Source organism: Streptomyces sp. NPDC001920 (assembly GCF_053594495.1).
The window spans coordinates 150,124-175,536 of sequence record NZ_JBSFEP010000020.1; the positions used below are offsets into that span (position 1 = coordinate 150,124).

Sequence of the window (25,413 nt, forward strand, 5' to 3'; positions counted from 1 at the left end):
TGTCCGGCGGTCGTGTGACGGTGTGCTGCCGGGCCTGGTCGAGCTCGACGGTGCCCACGACGTCGTCGCGGTACGCCATGATCATCGATCGTCCCGGTCACCCTGGCCGAAGGGTGCCATGGGCAAGAGATCGTTGCCCTTCCTGGCGATGAAGGGCAGTTCCTCATCGTCCGGGAGGGGCGCTGGGGCACCGGTGCCGGGGAACAGGTGGTTGATCACACGCATGGCCAGCTCCGACACGTGGGGTGGAGTGATGCCGATGGTCAGGGCCAGCATCGTCTGGGTCGCCGCAGCACGGTCACCGGCTCGGAGCCTCACCAGCCCCGCGTTGAGGGCCAGCAGAGGGGTGAAGTCCGGTGCGAGGGCCCGACTGGCCTTCCAGGCGGCCTCGGCGCCGGCGCATGCCTGGTCATGCCGGCCGATGCGGCTGTGAGCCTGCGCGTGATTCGCAATGAGCACCATCTGGCCGACCTTGTCGCTCGGCGGACACCGGTCGAGCGCCTTGCTGAGGAGGGCCGCGGCCGCGGGCATGTCCTGCCGAGCCATCGCCCGCATCCACCCCGTGGTGTCGCCGTACTCGACAAGGTCGATCACGCTTCTTCCCTCAGGCCAGTGGTGAAGGTAGCCGAGCCGGAACGCGCGCCAGGCCGAGGGTGACAACGACGGGAACATGGGCGCCAGGTCCGTCGCGCATTGGGCTGGTGTCGGTGGCCTGCACAGAAAGCGCGCGTCGTGCTCGATGATGACGGCCTTGCCGCGCTCCGGAACCCACCCGAAGTTCTCCCAGCGCGCGTCGCCGTGCAGGGCGCCGTTGCGATGCCCGGTCGCCAACAGCTCGGCCACCGCGTAGGCGAGCACGCCGTGTCCGTCGCCCCGGCGCAGTCGTTCCATGACACTCGCGGCCGGTTCCTCACCGTTCTCCGGCGCCCACAGGTGCGCCCACTCCCGAAAATCGGCGCGTACAGGCCGTGACCGACGCATCAGTCCATCGGGGACGACCACGCCGCTGTCCGACAGCAGAGTGCGGATGGTGGCGACACCGGCGAGCAGGCAAGGGAAGACCGCAACCCCGACGAGCGGTGAGAACGCGCCGTCCGGCAGGCCGGCGAGGCCGGCGGGCAGGCCGGAGACGACGCTCAGCGGTACGGCCGCGCAGTCACCCACGGACTCCACAAGGCATTCGAGGTCCATGGGACCTGACGCCCCGCCCCGTTCCTCTTCGCGCAGAACAGAAGGGCGCTTCCGCACGAGCACCACCCCTCCGGTCCGGCAGATCCGCCCGACGGTGGTCAGATAGCGATCGGCATCGCTGTCGTCGACAACGGTCGCCGCGACGGCCGCGGACCCGAAGGCCAGATCGGTCGCGTACGTGGCGGCCGCCGGGAGGTCGTCCGGCGGCCAGACGGGAGACTCGTCCTCAGCGGGCGCTCGGCCCGCTCCCGCCACCCCAGGGCCGCTCACCGCCCCGTCCTGCGTCGTCGTCTCGGACGGCATCGGCATGCCGGTCAGGGTGATCAGTCCCTGGCACAGCAAGAGGGCCTGCTCCAGGCGGCCCGGGTGGTCCGACCGCTTGTTCACCTCCTCCAGTACCGAGGAGACCACCTGCCGGGCTCCCGGATGGTCCGGACGGTCGGGCGTCAACAGGCTGAACATGGTCAGACACACCCTGACCGCCTCATCGAGGTCGGACTCGGCGCCCCGTGAGCGGTACCTCGCCATCAGGGCGCGTGCCAGTTGCGCGACAGAGCTCAGGCGCCGCCCGCGGTGTGCCGTCACCTCGTGCTCTGGCCTCTTCCGCGACTGATCGTCCTCGACCGACTTCGCGAGTGCGACAGCCTCCCGCAAGAGATCCACGGCCTCGTCAGAGGCGCGGATGTCGCCGGCGGACGCGCCGCCGGCTTCCAAGCCGGCGAGGAGGGCGTCGCCCAGCACGGACAGTCCCATCAGCCTGAGGACGGGGCTCTTCCCACTGGCGACCACGCCACGGGCGCACCGGATGGCCTCGTTCAGATCCGCATCCTCCTGGGACTCCCCGAACCGGGACAGGTGCACCCTGCTGGCGTGAGTCGAACAGAGGGGACGGAACGGGTCGTCCTCGTCGATGCATCGGGCCAGCCGCCCGAGATCGGCACTCGCCCGGGCCAGGCCCACGCGATCCCGGGTGCGCAGCGCCCGCTCCGAGATCCTCAGGACGGCCGGAGGATCGGCTGGCTGCAAGGAATCCGTCTCAGGGTGCGGCTCCCTCAGCAGGGCAGCGGTCTCCGCGCCCACCAGACCCGGTGCGACGTCCTCAAGGCCCACTCCCCACACATCCTGGAACAGTTCGAGTGCCGCCGACGTCTCCTTCGCGGCCTGCTCCTCGGGCAGTTGCCGGCCTCGGTGCCAGCGGAGCCAAGCGACCGCGTGCAGCGCCGTCACGGCATCCACGGGGTCCTCGCCGGTCTTGCCCGCGAGCTCCAGGATCTTCAGGGCCTCTTCGGTCGCCTCCGCGTGGAGAACCGGCCCCGGATCGTGCCGTGTGACGTAGACGCGCACCCGTCGGTTGACTGCCTCGGTGAGGGCACGCAGTTGCTCTCCGTCTGCGGGGCACGGCCCAGATGCCGAGGCGGCAGGGTCCGGTTCCGTAAGACCCCGGCCGAGGGGGTCGGGAGGGATACGCGGTGCCTCAGGGCGGTGGGCAGGAGAGGAAGAGTCCGGGACGACCGGTGCCTGCTCGAACCATGCGGGAGGTACCCGATCGAGCTCATCGCGGATGTCCGTGAGCCGTTCTGCGAGCTCCGGGTGCTCGGCCCGGAGCCTCGTAAGATCACCGCGAGTGGCGAGGAGTTGGCTCCACAACACCGCACGGCCCTGCTCAAGCTGTTCCACGGCGTGCCCGATCCGGCGGGCGTCGGTACTGGCGGCGGTCGCCTCGCAGACCAACCGGGGCCAGTGGCTCAGCAGACGTTCTCGGGAGGACCGCCCCAGCCCGTGCCAGGCGAGCAGCGGAAGCAGTTCCACCACGTCGTAGTCGTCCGCCGCCGCGCCGGGTTGCCCGCTGATGAGGGTGATGAGATCGCCGGCGGACCGGGCGGCGCTGAGCCGGGCGGACACGTCGGCCGTCGGGCTGCGTGCGACCTCCCGCAGAAGCCCGACAGCGGAGAACGCGTCCGAGGCGGTCGCGTTCCGAGCGAATCGGTCGGTGAGCGCATGGGCCGCCGCCATCAACTCGTAGGTGCGGTCGGGCCGTTCGGAGACCGGTGTCTGCAGTGCTGCCAGGGCGGCGTCGATGGCCCGGTCGAGATCATCGGCGCGGTCTTCGGCGTGGAACCTTGAGCGCAGGAGAAGACTCAGCTTGACGAGCATGGCGGGCCGGGCAGGGCTCTCGGGTGCGATGGTGTCCACCGCTGACTGGACGGCATCGATCGCCTGGGTGAGGTCTTCGGGACGGCCACTGCGACCGGCTCGGTGATACAGCGTCGAGGCGAGGTTGGACAGCACGCCGGCGTGGTCGGGACCGCCGATCGGGCTGATGCGCAGGCACTCCAGCAGAGTCCGGTGAGCCCGCTCAAGGTCCTCGGGACCCTCGGTCACCGTGTAGCGCACCTGCAGCGCCGACCCCAGCGTGTTGAGGATGGACCGCCGGTCGATGTGTGTGCTCGGCACGGTGTCGGCCGCTGTCTGCAGGGCGTGGATCGCGTCGTCGATGTCCTGCAGTTCGTGAAGGCGGATGAACCGCCGGTACAGAGCGCCTCCCAGCTGGCCGAGACGGGAGTACCACCCCTGGTCTGCCGGTGACACCAGATCAGCCGCCTCACGAAGCAGCGTGATGCCTTCGTCGAGGTCCTGGGCCGAGGCCCGGAGCACGGACCGGTTGACGTAGGCGTTGCCCAGGTCGGCGAGCGTCGCGGGTCGATCGGGGTGGTCGGCGGGCATGGAGTCGATCGCGCCCCGGAGCAGTTCGATCGCCTGCTGGAGGTCGTCCTGCTTTCCGAAACGTTCGTAGCGGGTACGCAGGACTACTCCGAGATTGCCCTGCACGGCGGGCCGGCCCACATCGTCCGCCGGCAGTCCGTCCAGGGCCTGGCGCCCCAGGGCGGCACCGCGGTCCAGATCACCGGAGTTCCCGGTCGTCTCACAGCGCCGCAGTAGCGCGGTCGACAGCAACGAACGGGCCTTCGCCCGGTGCGGGCCGTCCTCCAGCAGGTCGATGGCCTCCTCGAAGAGGCCGATGGCCTGTTGCAGGTCGTCGAGGCGCCCGGTCCACTCGAAGTGGTGCTGCAGGGCGGTGCCGTGGCTCGTCAGGATCGTCGTCCGGACGGTCTTGTCGTCGGCACATGCGGCGAGAGCTTCTCGACCTGCGTCGATCGAGCGCCTCAGGTCGTCGAGGGACCGTGTGTGCTCCGCACGTGTCTTCAGACCGACCGCGAGGTTCTGCAGCAGCGCCGCCCGATGGGGGTGGTCAAAAGCGGCGACCTCGACGGCGGCACGGCAGAGGCGGACCGAGTCGTCGATATCGGTCACTACGCGCAGTTCCTCGAACAACTCGCCGGCGTGGTTGCCGCACCGGGACAGGAAGGCGGCGCGGTCCGTTCCGTCGGTCAACGTGGGCCGTCTGTCCGCCGCACTCCGCGGAGCCGGATGTCCGAGGATCGCGCTCGCGGCCAGTGGCCCCCATGCGTCCGGGTCGGAACTGGCAATCACGCTCGTGGCCATGAAAGGGCGCAGTTGCTCCGGGACGCTCCCGGGGTCGCGTGCATAGATCAGGGCGAACAGACCGGTGCTGGCGTACATATCGCCGATACGCCTCTCCGGATCGACGGAGTACCGGCACCGGAGGAGCTCGGCGAACACGACCACCGCCCGAACAGGCGGTGCCCCGGGCCAGGCGGCCTGCGCGATCGCGACCAGACGTTCCCAATCTCGTGAAGCCTGCTCGTCGAGCACCTCCGCAGGGTCGGCGCCCTGCGCCCAGCGGTCCACCCGAGCCCGCAGCTCCGACAGCAACCGTTCCGCCTCGTCCCGCATACGCCGAGCCCCCCTCGTTCGACCGGGACACACGCACGCTGAGCCCACCCTCGGTCAGCTCGCGAGTCCGACAAGCGTGATGTCCCGCCCCGGAACCGAATGGACAGGTTGATTCCGGCTGTCCCCGGACAGAAAGTAGCGGAGCGCGCACGCGGGCGCAGGCCTCCGTCACAAAGTGCTCGCACCCCGTCAGGCCGCTACGGGCGGCCGTACTTCTCCCATCGACGATGCTCCGGGTGCGCAGGAGTCGACGGCCCGCAGGCCGTCGGAACGGGTCAGATCGATCGTCACCTCGCCGCTGTCGGTCTTGAGGGTCAGACGCCCCGCGGTCATCCGGACCACCTCACCGCAGCGGGCGCCGGCGGGAGTGGTGACCTCGATGACGGGACCCTTCTTGGCAGGGCCGTACCAGGTCACTCCCACGGCTGTGACGAGCAGCGCGGTGCAGGAGAGCGACAACACCACACCCCAGAACAGCGCGCCCGCGGCGCGGAGGGCTTCGGTGTGGTCGGCGCCGAGCGCAGATCCCCCGCTGTGGGCCCGGTACTCCTCGACCGTGGTCGCCGCGGGACGGCCGTGGGCGGCGCGCAGGAGCAGTACGGCCGCTGCCGTTCCGGCCAGCAGAGCCACCAGGAGCAGCAGACCGACCACCGCGTCGTACGGCGAGGCCAACTGCCTCACGTCCGTACGGCCTTTGAGCAGCCCGAAACCGATCAGGCCCGCCAGCAGGGCGCCGACACCGTTGCGCCAGGCGAGTGCAGCAGCCCGCACCCGCGGCAGCGAGTCCTTGACCAACTGGTAGTCCTGTCGTGCGGCCACCTGGTCGGCGGGGCCGGCCGGAGGGCCCGGCCTCACGCGGGGGGTCACGGTCCCACTTCCAGAACGACGTTCCAGTACGCGCCGCAGCCTTCCTGCCCCTCGGAACGCCCGGGATGGAACACGGAGCATGTGCAGATCATGCGCACGACGGCGCGCTCAGCCGCTGCCCCCTGCTCGGGCCTCCGGCGCCAAAAGGACCGGACGACACTGCTGACGTACGGGTAGTCCATCGGATCGCCGCACCGTGGGCAGGGACCCTTGAGGATGACCCCACCACGGGTGGTGACGGCGACGAAGGAGGTCGCCTGCTCGGCGAAGGACGGGTGCGTGACCTCCTCGTAGAGCTCGGGATCCCCCGGCGTATCCCGACCGGCCGATTCCGGCCCGGAAAGTGCGCCGGGCCCACCCGGCTCCTCAGGAGGTGGGGACACATGCGGGGCCGGCGGCCGCGGCGCCGAGCTCGGGGCGGGCCGGGGATCCGACAAACCATCGGACATGGGCATTCCTCCCGTGTGTGTGGCAGGGGCCCTCACCGGGCCCAGGCGCTGCGAGGATCCGGTACGGGGCCTCTACGGCCCGATGTGGGTGAAGGGTGTCCATAGCCGGGGCTGGTCGGGCGCGTCGTCCCGTAGAGCCCGTACGGCCCGGTGAAGAGCCGGTGCGGCGGCCTCGGACCGCAGGCGTCCGTCGCCGATGACGTCCCTGTACAGCGCGCTGAATACGCGTGCCGCGACCTCGTCGTCGACGGACCACAGGGCCGCGACGACATGCCGGTAGCCGGTGTAGTGCAGCGCGGCCGCCAGTGTGATGCTCTCGTCGAGCAGGTCCACTCCGCCGACGGCCGTCTTGCAGGCGGACAGACCCGCGAAGTCCCCGCGGAACCGGTGGGCGGCGAGGTCGGCGATGCCGAGCATCCCGTCATGCAGCAGCAGACCTCCGCGGGACGGCTCGGCGAGGTCCTGGTCGCCGTGGCAGCTGAAGTGCACCCAGCGGTGTCGGCCGAGTTCGACGTCTACGGCAGCACGTGTGGCGGCAGGACCCTCCAGGAGGGTGCGGCGCTCGGGCGGAAGGAGCGCCGTGAGCGCGTCGCGTTCGGCTGCGGCGTTGCGCAACCGGGGTTGGCCCGGAGCGTCGTCCACGGAGACCACGAGCATGCGTTCGTCGGCGACGGTCCCACCCGTGGGGGAGCTCGCCGACGGGGTGTCGTCACCGATGTGGGTACCGCCGGCGACCCGTCCGGCGCGCGCCTCCAGCAGCGCGCGCAGCGTCGGCGTGTACGAGGACACGACGCGGTCGAGCACCGTACGGGGGACTTCCTCACCGGCTGCCTCGGTGTGGTGTCCGGCAGTGTGGAGGGGGAGCAGGGTGAGAGGCCCCGTCGGGCACCACCACAGCCGGGGCCAGGGCGCGTTGTCGGGTGGGACCCGCTTCAGATCCAGTTCGTCGACAACGGGCCCGGCAACGCTGTCCCACAGGTCCTTCTGCAACGTCGTGAGCATCTCGTCCGTACGGCTCTCCGCCTCCAACACGGCCCTTGCCGCATGGAGTTCGGCCCGGATCGTGACGGGGTTCGGGTCCTTCTCGGCCGAGTCCCGCTTCAACTGGTGGTCGTGCCGGGCTAGTTCCGCGGCATGGAGGACGTCCAGATACGTGTTGGTCCACTCGGTGGCTTGATGGAGCGTCAGATCGGGCAGTGCGCGGTCACGTACGCCCTGCTCGGTCACGATCAGCGCGTCGCACCGCCATCGACTGACATTGACGATGACGACGGGGCCGCCGCTCGCGGCCGGTAACAGCCCTTCGAGGCGGGGTGGGCGCAGGAAGTCCTCGAACCCCTCCAGCTTGCGCACCCGCTCGATCAGGCCGTCCCACTCACGAGCCAGAGCCATGCGCCGGTCCACGGGCCCGCCCGGACTCGTCTCGGCCTCCGCCACGCAGTGCCCCCTTCCTCGTCCCGGAGGCTGGTCGGCACGCCGGGCCCCACTCCGGCCAGCCTAGGGAGTCCCGCACGCCGGCGGCCGGTTTTCCCGCGCATACGCGGTTCCTCCTTCGCACTTCGGGGCGGTGTCGAGGAACCGGGTTGAGGATCGCGGAGAAGCGTGCGCCGAGCCTCGGCGGGCCGATGACGACCACCGGCAGACACGGCACGACAGGGATGAGCGGGTGCGCGAACGGCCATTGCGGCGTGAAAGCGCGTATCGAGGTCAGCACGCCGCTCGCGGCGGAGCCGACACGCACGGGAGACAGTGGCCGCCCTGTCCGGCGCGGCGGCTGCCGGTGGCCGAACTGCTCAGAGGGCGCAGGGAACCCGGGCGCCACCCGCTGCCCGGCCGCCCGGACCCATGGCTTGTCGATCGCGTCCGGGACCACGAAGGCACGGGAATGTCGGACGGGCCGCGACCGCTCACCAGCGAATGGCCTGTGTCGATGACACCAGCAGTCCGAGCAGGCTCACACCGACGATGCTTCCCATCATCCTCAGCAGTTCCTTCCGCTGGTCCGGCAGCTTCCACGCCAACAGGCCCAGGCCCAAGAAGCTGATGGCGGTCAAGCCGATGAAGAACTGAATCAGGGTCATTGCCCCTCCGCCCCCGATCGGGCGCCTCCCACTTCGGTTGGCGCCGCTGTGCCAAGCGTCCACCCGGCGGTGCGTGATGTCCCTTCCGGGTCATGGACCTCGCTCCGAGCGGCCACACCCGCTCGGAGCGAACTCGATCCCGCATGCGACACGGGCATGGTGACCGGGCAGCCATCCCCTATTCAGACAGGTGTGCCGCGTCTGCGCGTACCTTCTCCACGACCGAGGCGAGGACTCCCCGTGCCTGCAGGCTGTCGGCCACGCCGGTGGTGAGTTCCCTCCTCGTTTCGGCAGGGACCTCGTCGGCCGGGGCCAACGCGAGCGCGGTCTGGTGGATCTGTTGGGCCAGTGCGATGTGCCCGAGGGTGTCGGCCGCGGCGTCCGGGGCTCCGTACGCCTTCTTGAGGAGGGGGAGCGCCTGCGCGAGGTCGGGCTCGACGGCCATGAACTCCTTGCTGCGAGGGTCGTGGGGGTCCTGGAGGAGGACGCGGCCGGGCGTAGCCGCGGTACGGCCCAGTGCCGCGGCGGCGTGAACTGCCAGGGCGCTGTCCGGGATCCGCTCCACGACATCACGCAGGACATCGATGGCGTGTTCGAGTGAGGGTGCGTGACCCCGGCTGCCGCCGAAGGCGAGCACCCTGCCGACCTCGTCGGTGTGGACGTCGGCGGCCAAGCGCTCTGCTTCCCGGCTGGTGGGCGGTCGTACCTCGACGGGCAGGGCCGCGGAGAGGATGGTGCCCGAGTCGCTGCTGAGGAACGCGCGTATCTCGTAGTGTCCTGGTTCGGCCAGATCGCACCCGTTGAGACCGGCGCTGAGGAACAGCGGCGCGTACAGCGACTCGCCCGGCTGGAGGAGGCACGGGTCGGGCCGGCGGCAGTAGCGGGCATAGGGCAGCCACTGGCGGGCCGGCTTGCCCGCGCGGGTGATGATGACCGCGAGTTCGTCAGTGGTCAGGGTGTTGCGGTCGATGGCGATGGGCACGGTCGAGGTGTTCTTGAGCTTCACCTCGGCGACCACCGGCTCCAGCGCCTCGAATCGCGGCGAGGGCCGGTTGACCCGGAGGGTCAGTTCAAGGGCGTGGGGTGTCGTCTCCCGGAACTCCTCGAAGGCATGCTCGCTGAACCACGGGGCGGCGCCAGGCTGTACCAGGCGCTCCGGCGCGTGGCGCATGAACAGAAGCTCGCTCTGGCTGAACACATAGCGGAAGAGCGAGAAGAAGCGGGGTTCACCGCCCTGCGGGTAGATGAACGGGTAGTTCATGAAGCTCAGAGCCCACGGGTCGTTCGTCTGCGGCACCCACGGGTTGCCGAGTTCCTTCTGCCACGAGTGCGCGAGGTTGAAGCAGTGCCCGATCTCGTGCACGGCGGTCCAGAAGCGCAGCCGTTGAACGGCCTGGTCGGAGTGCGGATCGCCGGGCCGCGGGTCGGAGATGAAGGAATTGCTGAAGATCGCGCAGCCTTGGCGCTGGGCCGCGCCGATGTCGTCGAACATGATGCCGCCGAGGCCGGGACCCATCTCGTGCTGTCCCGCGAACAGCGTCCACAGCTGCCACTGCGGAGCGTCGACCCAGCGGGACCAGTGGACCTGCATCGCGTCGTGCATCTCGATGTCGCTCCACAGCGCGTCGGAGCCCGCCTTGACGATCGGGACCACGTCGTCGCCGCCGGTCTTCGTGACGGCGATCCCCAGCCGGGTGAAGACGTCCTCGACGGTCAGCCTCTCGTTCGGCAGATCAGCGGGCCGGTTGGGGTGCGCCCGCAGGTCGTACGAGGTGACGGCGGTCGCGTCGCTCACGCAGTCGTACTCGATGCCGACCTCCCGGAACGCCGCCTTCTGGAAGACGTACGTCCGCGTCGCGTCGGACGCGCCACCACCGGTGAACGTCACTCGCACCGTGCGCTGACTCCGGGAGGACAGCTCCAACCGGACATGGGTGTGCGGCACGAGGAACGCGGCGCCGTCGCGGTAGCGGATCTCTCCCGCCCAGACGAGCCGGTTGTCGTCCCAGCTCACCGGGGCGATCCAGGTCACGCTTCCCCCTATCAGCAGGGAGCGCGTACCGCTGAGGACCATGGTGGGGGCCAGACCGTCCAGGTCGACACGCAGGATCTCGCGTATCCGGAGCGAGGGCGCGGCAGCGAGCGGGCTGCCCGGGCCGCCGTCCGCCTCCGGCGCACTCTCGGCCGACGGGAGCTCCGGGCCCGGCCAGGGCCAGGGGCGCGGCCGCGGTACCTCCAGCACATAGACACCGCTGCGCGGCCGGGGCGGGGGCCCCGACGCGCCGGCCGCGGCACCGGCCGCATCACCCGCAAGGGCCTGTGCAGCGGACGACCTGACATCACGGTCTTGGTCAGCGGACATGCCTTCCTCCCCCATACGTGGCGGAGCCTGGGTCACCCGGGCTCCCGGCCGATCCACCGTCCAGGTGCCGCGTAAGCACGTCAATGCGCAGAAAAGCGGATTGACCAGGGTTTGCGCACCACTGGAAGGCGTAAGTGAGGGAAGACGTAGGCGACTTACGCTCCCCATCCACGGCAGCTCAGGCCTTCCTCCGGATACTCACCCGGTCCAACACCACAGGAGGAAGCAGCCATTGATGTCAGTCCTCGACCACTGCGACTACTGCGCCGAGCGGCTTGCCGGGTACAAACGGCCCAGGACTCTGCCGAGGTGCCACAGGGCGGTCGCATGCTTGTGCAAGGCGACGTGATCATGCGGGGGCCTCCATGTCCTTGGTCGAGGGAAACGAGGGTGCGTCGGGGCAGGGGAGCCGGGCAGCATGGCGGGGCGGCTGAGCTGCTGTGGGATGACGTTCCCTCCGGGAAGGCGTCCTCGCCGCCGATCGCCCGCGGCGTGTGCGGCATCGCGCGGGAGCCGGACGCCTGAGGCGGAGGCGCACCACCGGCTGCATGGGAGCCCCGCGACGTCACCTTCCCGCCGGTGGCGTGAGCGGCGTCGATGGAGCTGCGGCTGCTGGGACCGATCAGGTGCACCGTCGGCGACCTGAGTAAGCAGGGTTCTGGTCCGCCGATCCACCAAGTGAACGGGCTTGATACCCATCCGGACCAATCGCGCTGCACGGACACCGGCGGTGGGTCACGGTGAGACCAGAACGCGACCGCGAGGAGACGCCATGCCGATGCTGCTGATCAAGGGCACGTACAAGATCATAGGAGCGAGTCCCGATGGGGATTCCGTCCGCTTCTACCCCCACGATCCGGATGAGTGGGACCTCCTTCGCGGGCGGCGGGTGCGGCGCAACCGCAGCGGTGGCGCACAACTCCGCCTCGACGGCATCGACACCCTGGAGACCCACTACCGCCCGCCCCGAGGCCCCGAGCTCCACCAGCCGGCGCCGTTCGCCGACAAAGCCGCCGACGAGTTGCTGTCCTGGCTGGGCTTCGAGGACGTGCAGCGAAACGCCGACGGCATCGTCACCAGCAGCACCCCGGAGTCCCGGCCCGGCTACATCCTCACCCGCAATGCCGACGTCCACGGGCGGTGTGTCGCCCTCGCCGGCCGCGGCACGGACGCACCGGGCAGCAGCGGCACCTTCATCAACGTCACCACCAGCCATCTGCGCGATACGGCCAACCACCACCAGCTGGCCGAGGGCTTGGCCTTCCCCACCTTCTACCGCAAGCTCTTCGTCGACCTGCGCGAGGAGATGACCGCTGCGGCCCAGCAGGCCCGGCAGGGCGGCAACGGCCTGTGGTCCAAGGACCAGACGCAGAGCGGTGTGAAGGTGGAGGGGATGTCCACCCTGACCGACGCCGCAGTGCTGTGGCCCAAACTGTTCCGCCGCCTGGCCGACTACCTCCAGCTCAACGACGGCGACCCCGCACTCGACGGCTTCCCCGACTACCTGGAGCAGCGGGACGACCGGCTCTTCATCCTCTCCACCGGACAGTGGACGGCACTCGACACAGTCGTCGACATCACCAACGGCAATACCGTACGGCTCACCCACACACCCGAGGACCTGGTCTTCGACGAGAAGTGACCAACGCCGCGGGCTCCGACAGATGTGCCGATCAGGCTGACTCGGGCCTGTGCGAGCCGGGTGGCTCAAGGACAGGTGCGATCGGCTGCCGCCTGCCGTGACCGGGGCAGCCGGTCGTCCGGCGCTCACGTCCGCTCGCCGTGTTCGGTCACCGGTGCTGCCGATCCGGCAGGCCACATCCGGTGCCGCCGCAGGGGCTGCGTCGCCCTGTCCCTGACGAGGAACAGGTGCACCGCCAGTGGGAGCAGGAGGAGGGGCAGGGTCGCCCACAGCACCCCGGGCAGACGGAACCGGCCCAAAGAGGTCAGAGCGTTGGCTTCGTACCCGATGGTCACGTACGCGTCGTCCCCGATGGCCCGGGTGTCCAGGGTGACCAGGGTCGGGTCGTTGTCGTCTCCGGGTTCGTAGAAACCGTAGAGCGCGTAGTAACGCCCGTAGCGGGACCAGCCCTCCGCGCTGAAGTGGACCGTGACTTGCTGGCCGTGTTCGAAGACGGAGGAAGGGCCGCTGTCCGGCTGGTTCCATGTGATCCCGCACGCCATTTCCTCGTTGCCCGCGCAGCTGGCGGGCAACGCCATGCGCACGGGGTGTCCGTAGCGCATGGCGTAGCCGGCCGAGTCGTGGACCGAATCTGAGACCGCACCGAATACGGCCGTCAGTACGGCGACGGCGACCGGCACGACGGTGAGCGTCACCTGAGCCCGGACCAGAGCCAGAACGGAGGTGGTGGCCGCACCGGCACCGGCGACGATGATCAGGATCCACGCCGGTCCGTGCGCCCGTGGCTCGGTGACCAGGGCGCCGACGCCCCCGCACACCGCTGCCAGCGTGAGCGCGCCCGACACGTGCACGGCCAGCGGCAGACCGCGTACACCCTTGGCGTACCGCACGACCGGTACCGCCGCCACCATCAGCACGCAGAGGGCGGCGATCGCCCAGACGCAGCCGTTGTCGGGTCCGGGGTCGGCCACTGCCAGTTCCACCAGGACGATGGCCACGGCGACGACGAGGAGCATGCAGCAACCCGACGTCGCCTCGCTGTCCCAGCCACTGTCTGTGTCCGTCGTGTCCTTCTCCAGGGTGACGCGCCCGGCTGTCGTGCCGGGCCGAGCGGGAGGGCTGGACGGGAGCTGCTTCTCACCTGCCTCCGTGTCCCCTGTCGCCCACACGGCGAGTACTCCCACAAAGGGCACTCCGACCAGGGCTGTTGCGATCGCCGCCACGATGCCCTGAGCCACTGTCATGTGTCGTCCCCCGTTCGCCGTCCAGATCGTCGGAGAGCCCAGCCTGTCAAGGGCCGGACGCCGGGGAGCACCAAGAGGAGAGAGACAACCGGTTCGAGGGAATCGGACCGCGAGTCGACCGTCTGGCGCGGCACTCAGCGATCCTCGCGACTCCGGCGTGCCGACGGCCCTCGCGGACACCGCCCTGGCCGCCGTGTCGCCTCGCAGGGTGCCGTGACCCGGGGACACCCGGCCCACCAACCTCTCCGACCAGCGCGCGACCCATCACTGCGAGCCGCCGCTGCGCCACGGCCGCCCCGCCCTGCCCGCGCCGTCCTTCCCGCGGACGTCTTCGGGTCTACGACATGCCGCCGTGCTCAGCTGTCGGCGTGACCGCCTCGGCGGCCTTGTAGACCCTCTGCACGAGCACCGGCAAGCTGCGTGACCAGCATGGAAGTGGTTCTTGACACCTACAGCCCCGAACCGGAAGCGTACGCATTCCGAGACATCACTGTCCGTACCGGGAAGGGTCGTCGAGCCACTCACCGGAACGGACATCTTCATCGCGATTCACCGCGTATACGGGGGATGTGTCACCGTGACTCACCGCACTCGGCACCGCCTGACGACAACCGTCGGCTCCATCACCGCCGCCTTAGCCCTCACTCTCCCGCTTGCGGGCAGTGCGGCATTCGCGTCGCCCTCCGCGGTGGCCCGCCCCAGCGCGGGCCGCCCGGACACCGCTGTCGCACCTGCCTCGGCGCCTGCCCTGCCGGCCGGCGTACCGGACAGCGGGAAACTGCCGTACTACGAGGACAAGCTCATGAAAGAGCTTCTGATGATCCGGCTCGCCATGGAGAAGGGGCAGGCGGGCAAGGCGTTCAGCGAGTGGTCCAACGCGGCCTTCGCCCTTGTCGACCCGAGCGGCCTGAGCGAGGAGCAGCTGGACGCCATCGTCGACAACCCGCCCCAGGGCAGCGGGCCGCTGGTCGTCTACCGGAAGGTCGACCTCTTCGAGTTCCGCGACTACCTGCCCGAGGGGGCGTACCAGCGTGTGCGCGACGCGGGCCTCGACCACCTGCTGATGGTCGGCGGAATGAGCTTCCCGAAGCGCCAGAACTCCGCCTCCGACGAGACCACCGACCCCGGCAGCCACTCCGAGACCCTCGTACTGCGCGCCCTGGAACGTCTCAAGGCCGACCCGGACTACGCCGACGCCTCCTTCGACGAGTTCACCTGGGCGTCGGAGAGGGCGTTCTGCCAGCAGTGCCGCAAGCTCGTCGACGGCGCCGCCCGCCGCTTCTACTCCTACGACTACGACCTCACCGACGCGGAGGTCTCCGAGCGCAACCAGAAGATCGCCGTGGCGATGAAGAAGCACACCACGGACAAAGCCCGGGACCGGGCGGTGAAGGCGATCAACGCCAAATACGACAAGATCGCGTCCCAGCGCAACCAAGCGACCCGGTTGCAGCTGGGCAAGGACATCCGCAAGGCAAGGGACGAGTACGGAAAGGAGCAGCAGCGCGAGAAGAAGTACCAGGAGGAGACCAAGGACACCATGAAGGTCCCGGCCGCCCCGTGCCCCGGAGGCGCCGTCAACAACGCCTCGCTGCACAGCAGTTCGTCCGTCACTCTGGCGAACCCCGCGGTCTTCACCCGCTCCGGTGCCGCGCTCGCCCAACCCTGCGACGAGGACGAGGGCTCATCCGCACCGCGCAGCAGCGGCCTGGCGAAGGCCCTGGCCGATCCGGCCTCCGCACCGGGCGGCATCGACTTCACCACCCTGGAGTTGCGTTACCTCTCCGACGGCGGACAGGGGCTGCAGTACGCCTTCAGCGCAGGTCCCGGCGGCCCGAGCACCGAGAAGAACTCGGCGGCGGGCGTGAAGGCCGCGAAGGAGAGCTCGGACGCCTTCTTCGTCTGGCTGTCGATGCCGCGCTCCACGTTCTGGGTGAACCTCAATCCGACCGAGCCGGATCGCATCGTCGACGCGGATCTGGGCCGTACCGACGTGGGCCGCATCATGCTCCAGGCCGACCTCCAGCTGAAGAAGACGACGGCCGCCCTGATCCATCCGAAGACCGAGCTGGGCAAGAAGTTCTGGAACCGGATCGGCGGCAGGTGCATGTCGTTCCGTACCTGGATCGTGCCCGGTCAGGCGCGCGTCAACGTTCAGGGCGACCAGCTCTACATCCTCGACGCGCCGCTGGAAGTGAAGATGGAGTCGCAGCACCTGTCAGGGGAGGGCAGCTCAGGCGCTGCCTCCTGCAAGGACCGCAGCGACCCCGGGGCCGAGAAACGCAACGACAAGACGTTCCGGGACCTGATCCTGCCGGGCATCGAGCGGGCCGTGAACCACGGATCGCAGTACGCCGATCTGCGTCGCGTCTACCTCTCCAGGGTCGCCGCGGAGTGGTACCGCGAACGCGACACCCAGCGGCCCTCCACGTACGGCGACCTCATTGACCAGGGTGACGTGAGCCGTTGGGAGACGCGGACCAAGTGGAAGCCGCGCGACACCTTCGACGCGTACGTGCGCTCGTACAAGGAGGGCGAGTTCAAGGTCAACGAGCGCACCCGCAAGGGCAACTACGTGTACACGCGCACCTACATCTACGGCGGAGTCGACCTCTCCCGGCTCCAGCTGCAGAAGGTCGCCTCCGCCGACGCCTTCCGCGACCGCTGGGCGGGCATGCAGCAGGACACCGCCCGGTCCGCTCAGGAGGCCCGCCCCGCCGCCGACGGCTCGCACATCTGGATGGGCGGCGACAACTCGACTGCCGGCGAGGGCGGTTCCCGGGGTGAGGGCGGCAAGAGGTCGGGCAAGGACTACGGCGGCGGGGGCAGCGACAAGGGCGGCCAGAACTCCGCGCAGCCCGCCGGGAGTTCGTCCGGCATCCTCGGCGGCTGGATGCTGCCGCTTCTGGTCGGCGCCGGGCTGTTGGTCGTCGTGGTCCTGGTCCGCCGGCGGGCAGGACGGATGCGGCCGGGCCGGGGCAGGTGACGGGAGGGCGCGCCCCCGGCCGGGGGCGCGCCCTCCGCCCGGTGCAGCGCCGTTCATGCCGCAGTGACCGACCCGCCCTCTGCGAGGACTTCGGCGTCACGGTGGCGAGCTGGTGTTGACCGCGAGCGCAGGCAGGCGTGCAGGGCTCGGGTCTGCACCGCTGAGGCAGTTCACCATCGCCAACCCCGTTCTGGTGCGCTGGAGTTGATGCCGCGGCGGGCGAGCAGGCGGCGTCACGCCTCGCGGCCGATGCGGATCACTCGGCCGTGGACTTCGTTCACAGCGCACGCGCCGCATACGCCCTGACGTCCGCGTCCGAGTCCGTCGTCGCGGCGACCAGGGCCGCTCGGGCGTCCTCGACGGCACGGTGGCGGGTCAGGGCCAGCACGGCGGCCTTGCGGACGTCGGCGTTCGAGTCGGTGAGGGCCTTGGCGAGGGCCGGCACGGCCAGGTCGGATTCCGCGACGGACAGAGCGGTGGCGGCGCCGGCCCGCACCTGCCAGGCCAAATCGGACAGGGCTGCCTGGGCGCGTGGGGCCAGGGCGTCCGGGCAGCCCGTCGTGCCCAGAGCCTCATAGGCGGCCCCACGTACCAGGGCGTCCGGATCGTCGACCAGCGCGGCGAGGGCCGAGCGGGCCAGGTCCGAGCCTGTGCCCAGGGTGGCCAGGGCCTTGGCGATGGTGACACGGACCTCGCGCGACGGTTCGGTTGCTGCCGCACCGGCCAACTCGGCGGCGGCGTCGACCGACACCAGCGCGCGCACCGCGGCGATACGGACGGTGATGTCGGAGTCCGACAGGGAGAGGGCGAACACCTCGGCGTCACCGAGCCGCAGAGCACGCAACACGTCCAAGGCGGCGGCACGGACGGCGGGGTCGGTTTCGGACAGGGCGGCGCCGAGGCCGTCGCGCAGGGCCGGTTCCGGTACCAGCGTCTCGACCAGTTCGCGCAGTGAGGCGACCGCGGCGGCACGGACGCCGGCGTCGGGATCGGTGAGCGCCGCGGCCAGTGCCGGGCCGGTGCCTGGCGGCACGGTCTCCGTGAGGACCGTGACGGCCGTCCGGCGCACACTGGGCTCGGGGTCCGACAAGTAGGCGGTGAGTACGGAGAGATCGGGCTCGTCCTCTGCGAGAGAGAGGAGTTCGAGCAGGCGAGGTGTGGCCGGCCCGTCCGCGTCGGCACGGGGGTGGGCGGCTGTGTCGGCCACCGCGGGTTCCTGCCGCAGAGCCACCGGCGCCGCTTCCCGGGCTCCTGCCGTCGCCACATGTTCGGGGTGGACCACGCCGAGATGCCGGGAAGGGCCGTCGGCCGGGGTGAAGCCGTCGACCGGGACCAGGTAGGGGGCCACGGGGCGAGCCGTGAACTCCATCGCGCCGGTGGGGGACTTGCGCAGGTCGAGGTGGTGGAACCAGGACGCGTCGTCGCGCTGGGGATGGTCGAGACGGTCGTGGTAGAGGCCCCAGCGGGACTCCGTACGGGCCAGGGAGGCGCGGGCGGCCATCTCCGCGCAGTCGCGGATGAAGGTGACCTCGGCGCAGCGCATGAGTTCGTGCGGGGTGCGGGCGCCCATGGCCGCGATGTCGGCGTGCATCCGCTCGAAGGCCTCCACGGCCAGGGACAGGCGGGCGCCGGACTTCGGCGGGGCCACGTAGTCGTTCACGAAGCGGCGCAGCTTGTACTCGACCTGGGGCTGGGGCGGGCCGTCCGGGTTGCGCAGCGGGCGGTAGACCAGCTCGTGCGCCTCGCGGAGCTGGTCGGCGGGCAACTCCCCTTCGTACGCCGTGTACCGGGACGCGTCCGCGCCCGCCAGGTCGCCGAAGACGAACGCGCCGATCATGTAGTTGTGCGGGACGCACGCGAGGTCCCCGGCGGCGTACAGGCGGGGTACGGTCGTACGGGCGTGGTCGTCGACCCGTACGCCCGAGGCCGAGTGGCCGCCGCACAGGCCGATTTCGGAGATGTGCATCTCGACGTCGTGGGTGCGGTAGTCGTGGCCGCGGCCCGCGTGGAACGTGCCGCGGGTCGGCCGTTCCGTCGAGTGCAGGATCGACTCCAGGGCGGAGACGGTCTCCTCCGGCAGATGGCTCAGCTTCAGGTACACCGGCCCGCGGTCGCTGGCCACCTCCGCCGCGAACTCGGCCATCATCTGACCCGACCAGTAGTCGGAGTCGACGAAGCGTTCGCCGTGCCGGTTGACCTGGTAGCCGCCGAAGGGGTTGGCGACGTAGGCGCAGGCCGGGCCGTTGTAGTCCTTGATCAGAGGGTTGATCTGAAAGCACTCGATGCCGGTGAGCTCGGCGCCCGCGTGGTACGCCATCGCGTAGCCGTCGCCCGCGTTGGTCGGGTTCTCGTACGTGCCGTAGAGATAGCCCGACGCGGGCAGTCCGAGGCGGCCGCAGGCGCCGGTCGCCAGGATCACGGCGCCCGCGCGCACCACCACGAACGCGCCCGTGCGGGTGTGGAAGCCCACCGCCCCCACGGCCCGCCCTTCCGCCGTCAGCACCCGCACCGGCATCACCCGGTTCTCGATGCGGATCTTCTCCCGCATCTCGCGCCGCCGCAGCTGCCGGTACAGGACCTTCTTGACGTCCTTGCCCTCCGGCATGGGCAGCACGTAGGAGCCGGAGCGGTGGACCTGGCGGACCGCGTACTCGCCGTGCTCGTCCTTCTCGAACTTCACGCCGTAGGACTCCAGGCGCTGCACCATGGCGAAGCCGCGGGTGGCGGTCTGGCGGACGGTCGTCTGGTCGACGATGCCGTCGTTGGCGCGGGTGATCTCGGCGACGTAGTCGTCGGGCTCGGCGCGGCCCGGGATGACCGCGTTGTTCACGCCGTCCATGCCCATGGCGAGCGCGCCGGAGTGGCGGACGTGGGCCTTCTCCAGCAGGAGCACGTTCGCACCGTGCTCGGCCGCGGTCAGCGCGGCCATGGTGCCGGCGGTGCCGCCGCCGATGACGAGGACGTCGCAGGTCAGTTCCTCGGCGTCGGTGAGGGCGGGGATCTGCAGGGGGGTGTCCACCAGGGTGCCTTTCAAGAACCGAGTGACGTGAGGACTTCGCGCCGCAGGGCGATGCGCGCCGGATCGTCGTGCGCGGTACGGTCGCGCGGGCGCGGCACGTCCCGTACGGCGAGGAGGCGGCCGGAGCCGAGCAGGGCCACACGGTCGCCGAGGAACAGGGCCTCGTCCACGTCGTGGGTGACGAAGACGACGGTCGCGCCCGTGCCCCGCAGCACCTCCACCAGCAGGTCCTGCATGCCGGCGCGGGTCTGGGCGTCGAGTGCGCCGAACGGCTCGTCCATGAGGACGGCGTGGGGCGCTCCCGCGAGGGCGCGGGCCAGCTGGGCACGCTGACGCTGCCCGCCGGACACGCGGTGCGGCAACTGCCGGGCCTGCTCGGCGATTCCGACCCGGCCCAGCCAGGCCTCCGCCTGCCTGCGGCGTTCGGCGCGCGGCACCCCGCGTACGGCGAGCGGGAGTTCCACGTTCGCCCGCAAGGTGCGCCAGGGGAGCAGCGCGTCCTCCTGGAAGACCAGGGCGCGTTCGGCGGACGGGCCTGCCAGGGACTGGCCGTCCTGGCTGATCTCTCCGGCGATCGGGGGCAGCAGACCCGCAAGCGTGCGCAGCAGGGTCGACTTGCCGCAACCGGAAGGGCCCACGACCGTGAGGATCTCGCCCGGCGTGATGTCCAGGGTGATGCCGGCCAGCACGGGAGCGTCGGGGCGGCCGAGCGTGGCCCCGCGGAGGGTGAGCCGGGTTCCGCCTGCGGGGGACGGTGCCTTGGCCACCGTACGGAGGTCGGGCTCGGTGTCAGACGAGGTGCTCATCGCGTGCCTCCTCGGCGTCGGAGGGCCGGTCGGTGCCTGCGGCGGTGGGCGCCGGCAGGGCTCGCGCGGGCGTGCGGGGTGTCGTAGGGCGGGCTCCGGGGACGTACGCCGTACGCGGCAGCCACCGGGTCAGGCGTCGGCCGAGGAGCTCCACCGCGGTGGAGGTGAGCCAGCCGAGGACGCCGATCGTGACCATGCCGACGAAGACGCCGGGGTAGTCGACGATCGTGTAGTCCTGCCAGGTGCGGTAGCCGACGCCGTACTGGCCGGAGATCATCTCGGCCGAGATCACACAGATCCAGGAGACGCCGATGCCGACCGACAGGCCGCCGAAGATGCCGGGCAGGGCGCCCGGCAGGACGACCGAGCCGAGGATCCGCCACCGGCCGCCGCCCATCGTGAGCACGGCCTCCTCCCACACGGGGGTCAGCGCGCGCACCGCGTGCCGGGTGGAGACCAGCACGGGGAAGAAGGCGGCGGTGAAGGTGATGAAGACGATGCCCTGTTCGTTGGAGGGGAAGAGGAGGATCGCGACGGGGACCAGGGCGATCGCCGGGATCGGGCGGACCACTTCCAGCAGGGGGCCCAGCAGGTCCTCGGCGAGACGGGAGCGGGCCACGAGCACGCCCACCGCCACGCCCAGCACGGCGGCCAGCACAAAGCCGGTGAGGATGCGGGTCAGGCTGTTGGTGAGGTCCGTCCAGTAGTCCGCCCCGAACAGGCGGTCGGCGAAGGCGTGGGCGACGTCGGTGACCGTGGGGAACTGCGAGAAGCGCAGCCACAGATCGACATCCAGGCCGGTCAGGAGTTGCCACAGGCAGAGGGCGGCCGCGAGGGCGGCCACCCGCAGCGTGTACCGGCCGATCGGCGGGAGCGGCCGTTGGTAGCGGCTCGTCGGCGGCGCGGGTCGGCTCATGCGGCCCGCTCCAGGGCCTCGGCGTAGGTGATGACGCGGGCACCGCTGTGCGCGGAGACGTACGCCTTTGCGGTCGCCGGGGCGACGAACGGCAGGAGCTGGTCTCCGTCGGCGACCCACACCGCCTTGTCGGCGAACCACAGGGTGCCGGTGGTGGCGTCGGGGACGTAGGCGGCGCGGATGCCGTCGCGGTGCGCGGCCACATACCTCAGGAGGTCCGCCGGGGACTCGAAGGACTCGGTCTCGTCGGCATCCTTCGGCCACGCCTCGCTCGCGGCCGCCGGGGGAGCGGCGGTGAGCCGCTTCGCGTACGACGCTCCGAGGGCCTTCTTGACGTACCGGTCGTCGACGAAGGAGTCCACGTCCACGTCGCCGGTCAGCTTCGCCGCCTTCAGAACCGACACATCCTGCTTGAGCGCGTCGACGAGCTGGGGCTTGAGGGCCGGGTCGAAGGTGGAGATGCCGTGGGCGCCGTTGTAGAGGTAGACGACCTCGGCGGGCAGACCGGTGGCCTTCGCGACCTTCTCGGCGGCGCCCACGGGGTGTTCGTTGAGATAGTCGGTGGCCTGCGACTGGGCCTTCAGGAAGGCATTCAGCACGGCCGGGCTCTTCTTCGCGAAGTCCTCGCGGGCGGTGACGCCGTGGAAGGTGGGCAGGTTCAACTGGGCGCCGTCGTACAGGGCCTTCGCCTTGCCCTGGTAGGCGAGCAGTCCCGGCCAGGCGACGAACTGGGACAGCGCGTCCGCGCTGCCCGCCGCCAGGGCCGACGCGCCCACCGCGGGCTGCTGGTTGAGCTTCTCGATGCCGTCGTTCGGGTCGATGCCGGCGCGTTGCAGGGCCCGTACGAGGGTGCCGTCGGCGGCGGAACCGACGCTCGTGGAGACCTTCTTGCCCTTCAGGTCCTTGAGCGAGGCGAGCTCGGAGTCGGGGCCGGTGACGATGGTGTTGAGGCCGCCGCGGAGGTTGTAGCCGGTGACCGAGACCAGGTGGGTGGGACGGTTCAGCTGCTTGCCGCGGGCGGCGTTGATGAGCAGGGGGAAGTCGCCCATCGAGCCGATGTCGATCTTCCCGGCGGTCATCTGGGCGGTGATGGGGGCGCCGGTGGCGTAGTCCTGCCAGTCGACCTTGTAGGTGCGGCCGTCGCCGAGGGAGTTCAGCTGCTTCTCGAAGTAGCCGAGGGAGCGCAGGAGTGTCCCCGCGGTGACCGTGTTGATGGTCTTGGACTGGTAGCCGACCGTGACCGTGACGGTGGAGCCGTCACCGTCTGCCGCGGCATTGCCGCCGCAGGCGGTGAGCGGCGCGAGAAGCAGGGCGGCGGCTGCGGCAAGAGCTGTGCGTTTCATGGGTGGTGTGACCTTTCACCGGAGCAGGTAGGGCATGTTGACCGTGACGGCTCCGGTGGGACAGCGGTCCGCGCACGGGCCGCAGTACCAGCACTCGTCCACGTGCATGTACGCCTTGCCGCTGCTCTCGTCGATGGCGAGGGAGTCCAGCGGACACATGTCCACGCAGAGCGTGCAGCCTTCGATGCACTTCGACTCGTCGATGGTCACGGGCACGTCGGCCCGCTGGGGCGCCAAGGGCATGGCTGTCTCCAGGAATGTGCGCGAGCGGGGTGTTTACAGGGACCGGTGCAGCAGGCCGCTCATCGAGATGCGGTCGCCACGGAAGCGGATGAACTCCAGGTCGACCGGTCGGCCGTCGGCGAGGTGGGTGAGGCGTTCCAGCATCAGGACGGCCGCACCGCGCGGTGCCTGCAGTACGGCGGCGGAGTGGGCGTCCGCGTTCACCGCCTCCAGGCTGATGTCGGCGTGGCCGAGGTGCCGGCCAGTGAGTGTCTCCAGGAGCCGGAAGATGTCGGTGTTCTCCAGGTCCTCGCCGAGCAGTGCGGCGCCGATGTCGAGGGGGATGTACGTGAGGTCGAGGGACAGGGGCAGACCGTTCAGCCGGCGCAGGCGTTCGATGTAGAGGACGTCGGTGCCGGAGGGGAGGCGCAGGCGGTCGGCCACCGGGGACGGGGCGGGTACGGAGCCCACGGTGCGGACCTCGTTGGTGACGCGGCCGTGCTCACGCAGTGTTTCCGCCAGGCCCATCAGCCGGTCGAGTCCGTGGGTGTACTTCCGGGCCACGACGACGGTGCCGACGCCGGGGAGGCGTTCGACCAGGCCTTCGGCGCGCAGAAGGTCGAGGGCTTGGCGAACGGTGTTGCGGGAGGCGCTGTACTCCGTGGCGAGGGTCGTCTCGTGCGGAAGCGCGGCGTCCGGGAACCTGCCGGCCAGGAGTTGGTGGCGGAGCAGGTCAGCGAGCTGGCGTGCCCGGTCCGCACGCAGCCGCCGCCGCGCACGGTGGGCGGCGACGGTGGTCGCGCCCTGGCCGGCGTGGTCTCGGATGCGGTCGGTAGGGGGCATGTTTCGAACCATACCTATCGGGTGGGAAAAGCGGTGTTGCTGGAGTGTTGCGCCACCTGACACATGACCAGGTACGCCCCTGACCTGGGGTTTCGTCGAACGGGCGGGAAGATCTGCCAGTGCCGGGGCCCTCAGCCCAGCCCGCACGGGAGGACAGCGGCACGACCCGCTGGGCCAGCCGTGCACGACCTGGCGTACGGGGTGCGTCACGCTACGGGCGGGCCGCCGGGTGGGAGCTGCCGCGTGCATCCGCGGTTCTGCAGGGCCCGGTCCCCGACCACGAGGACGGACCGGGGCACGCATTCTTCGGCGAGCCCGGTTCACGCGGCAGATCTGCCCAGGACGCGCTCGGACGCGAAGTAGCCGTCCGGGAGAGCCACGAGGTTCTCGGAGCCGTAGGGCACGGACTCCGATGAGCACCAGGATGCGGCAGCCTTGGAAGTCCTCCAAGCGGCCGAACGCTGGTGGTGACCGGTGCGGACGACGAGCCGCCGACCGTTGCGTTCGAGCTTGCCGGCCACCGCGCCGGAGGCCGAAGTCGATGCACACACAGCCGAGTCGGCCGAACACCGGTCTTGTCCGCCGACCTATGCATCAGTCACCCGGGAAGGTACGTCCTTGCCGGGCCGATCCGCTGGTCCTGAGCACTGCTGCCGTTCGTCAGCGCAGTGACTGTACGGCGTAGAGGGCCCCGAGGACGGTGGCCAGGGCGCCGAGCAGGAGACGCAGTGCCGTTTCGGGCAGCCGAGGTTGCAGGTGCGCCCCGAGGTAGCCGCCGATCAGTCCGCCGAGGCCACAGGCCAGACCGAGGTACCAGTCCGGGGCGATGTCACCGGAGCCCGTCAGGGACAGCAGCGCGAAGGCCGCGGCCCCGGTGAGGGAGGCGGCGAACGTGGAGGCGAGGGCGGCTGGTGCCACCCGGGCGAGGGGTATGCCCCGGCCGACCAGGATGGGGCCGAGGATGGATCCGCCTCCGATCCCGTAGATCCCGCCGACGACCCCCACGACCAAGGCGAGTTGGGTGACGGTCCGGGGTGAGGGTTCCGCGGCCCGAGCCGGACGGGTGGGCCGGAGGGTGCGCCCGATGAGCCACAGGCCGAGCGGCACCAGCAGCGCGGCGACCAGGAGGCGGAAGACGGTGACGCCCGGGATGGCGAAGACCCGTATCACGGCGCCGATGACCACGCCGGGCAGGGTGCCGGTCACCAGTCGGAACGTCAGCGGGTCGTGCAGCAGGCCCTTGCGGTGGTGCCGCAGCAGGGCGCCGGGTCCGGCCACCACGTTGAACAGCAGGTTCGTGGGGGTGACCGCAGGGCTGGGCACCCCGAGTACGCTCAACTGCACAGGCAGCAGGAACACCGCACCCGAGACGCCCACCGGCGCGGTCACGACCGCTATGAGCAGGCCGACGGCCAGACCGGCCAGCGCCGTCGACCATGTCACGGCAGTCGTCGGATCGGGGAAGATCGCGGAATCGATCTCCGCGGTGATGCACTCAAACTCGGCTGTGGAGCGCGGAGTCGGGGCTGTCCTGCTGGTCGGGCACGTACTTGTAGCCCACGCGCCGAACGGTGACGATGCGGTGCCGGTGAGCCGCACCCAGTTTGCGGCGCAGGCGGGCGATGT

The 25,413-nt window shown here is 70.4% G+C and carries 15 protein-coding genes and 1 pseudogene; 2 read left to right on the forward strand and 14 right to left on the reverse strand.

What is annotated here, in order from left to right; genetic code table 11:
• Nucleotides 1–81: 81 nt before the first annotated feature.
• The 5 genes from ACWCPI_RS30365 to ACWCPI_RS30385 form a co-directional block, all read right to left on the reverse strand.
• Nucleotides 82–5,007, reverse strand: a complete 4,926-nt coding sequence (locus tag ACWCPI_RS30365; protein ID WP_451041165.1) for a hypothetical protein — start codon at nucleotides 5,005–5,007, stop codon at nucleotides 82–84.
• Between the two features lie 189 nt (nucleotides 5,008–5,196).
• Entirely contained in the window at nucleotides 5,197–5,874 is a 678-nt protein-coding gene (locus tag ACWCPI_RS30370; RefSeq protein ID WP_451041166.1) for a hypothetical protein, read from the reverse strand.
• 521 nt (nucleotides 5,875–6,395) lie between these two features.
• Nucleotides 6,396–7,715 carry a CHAT domain-containing protein gene (locus ACWCPI_RS30375; protein WP_451041167.1) on the reverse strand — a complete coding sequence of 440 codons (1,320 nt, stop codon included), beginning with the start codon at nucleotides 7,713–7,715 and terminating at the stop codon, nucleotides 6,396–6,398.
• A 515-nt stretch (nucleotides 7,716–8,230) separates the two neighbouring features.
• A complete protein-coding gene (locus ACWCPI_RS30380; RefSeq protein WP_451041168.1) occupies nucleotides 8,231–8,404 on the reverse strand; it encodes a hypothetical protein in 174 nt (57 codons plus the stop codon).
• A 178-nt stretch (nucleotides 8,405–8,582) separates the two neighbouring features.
• Nucleotides 8,583–10,766 carry a hypothetical protein gene (locus ACWCPI_RS30385; RefSeq protein ID WP_451041169.1) on the reverse strand — a complete coding sequence of 728 codons (2,184 nt, stop codon included), beginning with the start codon at nucleotides 10,764–10,766 and terminating at the stop codon, nucleotides 8,583–8,585.
• A gap of 772 nt (nucleotides 10,767–11,538) precedes the next feature.
• Here ACWCPI_RS30385 and ACWCPI_RS30390 point away from each other — a divergent pair.
• Nucleotides 11,539–12,408 (forward strand): nuclease, encoded by an 870-nt coding sequence (locus ACWCPI_RS30390; RefSeq protein WP_451041170.1) that lies wholly within the window; start codon nucleotides 11,539–11,541, stop codon nucleotides 12,406–12,408.
• A gap of 125 nt (nucleotides 12,409–12,533) precedes the next feature.
• Here ACWCPI_RS30390 and ACWCPI_RS30395 read toward each other — a convergent pair whose 3' ends face one another.
• Nucleotides 12,534–13,652, reverse strand: coding sequence for a hypothetical protein (locus tag ACWCPI_RS30395; protein ID WP_451041171.1), 1,119 nt, complete (start codon nucleotides 13,650–13,652; stop codon nucleotides 12,534–12,536).
• An 802-nt stretch (nucleotides 13,653–14,454) separates the two neighbouring features.
• On the opposite strand from ACWCPI_RS30395, the gene ACWCPI_RS30400 reads away from it, so the two are divergent.
• Nucleotides 14,455–16,638, forward strand: coding sequence for a hypothetical protein (locus ACWCPI_RS30400; RefSeq protein WP_451041172.1), 2,184 nt, complete (start codon nucleotides 14,455–14,457; stop codon nucleotides 16,636–16,638).
• Nucleotides 16,639–16,915: 277 nt separating this feature from the next.
• On the opposite strand, the gene ACWCPI_RS30405 is transcribed toward ACWCPI_RS30400, so the two are convergent.
• From ACWCPI_RS30405 to ACWCPI_RS30440, 8 genes and pseudogenes are all read right to left on the reverse strand, one after another.
• Entirely contained in the window at nucleotides 16,916–19,672 is a 2,757-nt protein-coding gene (locus ACWCPI_RS30405; RefSeq protein WP_451041173.1) for a fumarate reductase/succinate dehydrogenase flavoprotein subunit, read from the reverse strand.
• A complete protein-coding gene (locus ACWCPI_RS30410) occupies nucleotides 19,669–20,463 on the reverse strand; it encodes an ABC transporter ATP-binding protein (protein ID WP_451041174.1) in 795 nt (264 codons plus the stop codon). The genes ACWCPI_RS30405 and ACWCPI_RS30410 overlap by 4 nt, the downstream gene beginning before the upstream one ends.
• Nucleotides 20,447–21,379, reverse strand: a complete 933-nt coding sequence (locus tag ACWCPI_RS30415; protein ID WP_451041175.1) for an ABC transporter permease — start codon at nucleotides 21,377–21,379, stop codon at nucleotides 20,447–20,449. Before ACWCPI_RS30415 ends, ACWCPI_RS30410 begins: the two co-directional genes overlap by 17 nt.
• The gene (locus tag ACWCPI_RS30420) at nucleotides 21,376–22,722 is read right to left on the reverse strand and encodes an ABC transporter substrate-binding protein (RefSeq protein ID WP_451041176.1); all 1,347 of its coding nucleotides are present in this window, start codon (nucleotides 22,720–22,722) and stop codon (nucleotides 21,376–21,378) included. Before ACWCPI_RS30420 ends, ACWCPI_RS30415 begins: the two co-directional genes overlap by 4 nt.
• Before the next feature lie 15 nt (nucleotides 22,723–22,737).
• A complete protein-coding gene (locus ACWCPI_RS30425) occupies nucleotides 22,738–22,965 on the reverse strand; it encodes a 4Fe-4S dicluster domain-containing protein (protein ID WP_451041177.1) in 228 nt (75 codons plus the stop codon).
• Between the two features lie 33 nt (nucleotides 22,966–22,998).
• The gene (locus ACWCPI_RS30430; protein ID WP_451041178.1) at nucleotides 22,999–23,787 is read right to left on the reverse strand and encodes a GntR family transcriptional regulator; all 789 of its coding nucleotides are present in this window, start codon (nucleotides 23,785–23,787) and stop codon (nucleotides 22,999–23,001) included.
• Between the two features lie 660 nt (nucleotides 23,788–24,447).
• Nucleotides 24,448–25,230 (reverse strand): TSUP family transporter, encoded by a 783-nt coding sequence (locus tag ACWCPI_RS30435; RefSeq protein WP_451041179.1) that lies wholly within the window; start codon nucleotides 25,228–25,230, stop codon nucleotides 24,448–24,450.
• Nucleotides 25,231–25,282: 52 nt separating this feature from the next.
• Nucleotides 25,283–25,413 (reverse strand): annotated as a pseudogene (locus ACWCPI_RS30440) (winged helix-turn-helix domain-containing protein); the annotation flags it as partial.

Coding starts and splice junctions, on each gene's coding strand:
- ACWCPI_RS30380 (WP_451041168.1), bottom strand. CDS start 8,404: ATGACCCTGATTCAGTTCTTCATCGGCTTGACCGCCATCAGCTTCTTG.
- ACWCPI_RS30375 (WP_451041167.1), bottom strand. CDS start 7,715: ATGGCTCTGGCTCGTGAGTGGGACGGCCTGATCGAGCGGGTGCGCAAG.
- ACWCPI_RS30430 (WP_451041178.1), bottom strand. CDS start 23,787: ATGCCCCCTACCGACCGCATCCGAGACCACGCCGGCCAGGGCGCGACC.
- ACWCPI_RS30410 (WP_451041174.1), bottom strand. CDS start 20,463: ATGAGCACCTCGTCTGACACCGAGCCCGACCTCCGTACGGTGGCCAAG.
- ACWCPI_RS30415 (WP_451041175.1), bottom strand. CDS start 21,379: ATGAGCCGACCCGCGCCGCCGACGAGCCGCTACCAACGGCCGCTCCCG.
- ACWCPI_RS30385 (WP_451041169.1), bottom strand. CDS start 10,766: ATGTCCGCTGACCAAGACCGTGATGTCAGGTCGTCCGCTGCACAGGCC.
- ACWCPI_RS30425 (WP_451041177.1), bottom strand. CDS start 22,965: ATGCCCTTGGCGCCCCAGCGGGCCGACGTGCCCGTGACCATCGACGAG.
- ACWCPI_RS30390 (WP_451041170.1), top strand. CDS start 11,539: ATGCCGATGCTGCTGATCAAGGGCACGTACAAGATCATAGGAGCGAGT.
- ACWCPI_RS30395 (WP_451041171.1), bottom strand. CDS start 13,652: ATGACAGTGGCTCAGGGCATCGTGGCGGCGATCGCAACAGCCCTGGTC.
- ACWCPI_RS30400 (WP_451041172.1), top strand. CDS start 14,455: ATGAAAGAGCTTCTGATGATCCGGCTCGCCATGGAGAAGGGGCAGGCG.
- ACWCPI_RS30420 (WP_451041176.1), bottom strand. CDS start 22,722: ATGAAACGCACAGCTCTTGCCGCAGCCGCCGCCCTGCTTCTCGCGCCG.
- ACWCPI_RS30365 (WP_451041165.1), bottom strand. CDS start 5,007: ATGCGGGACGAGGCGGAACGGTTGCTGTCGGAGCTGCGGGCTCGGGTG.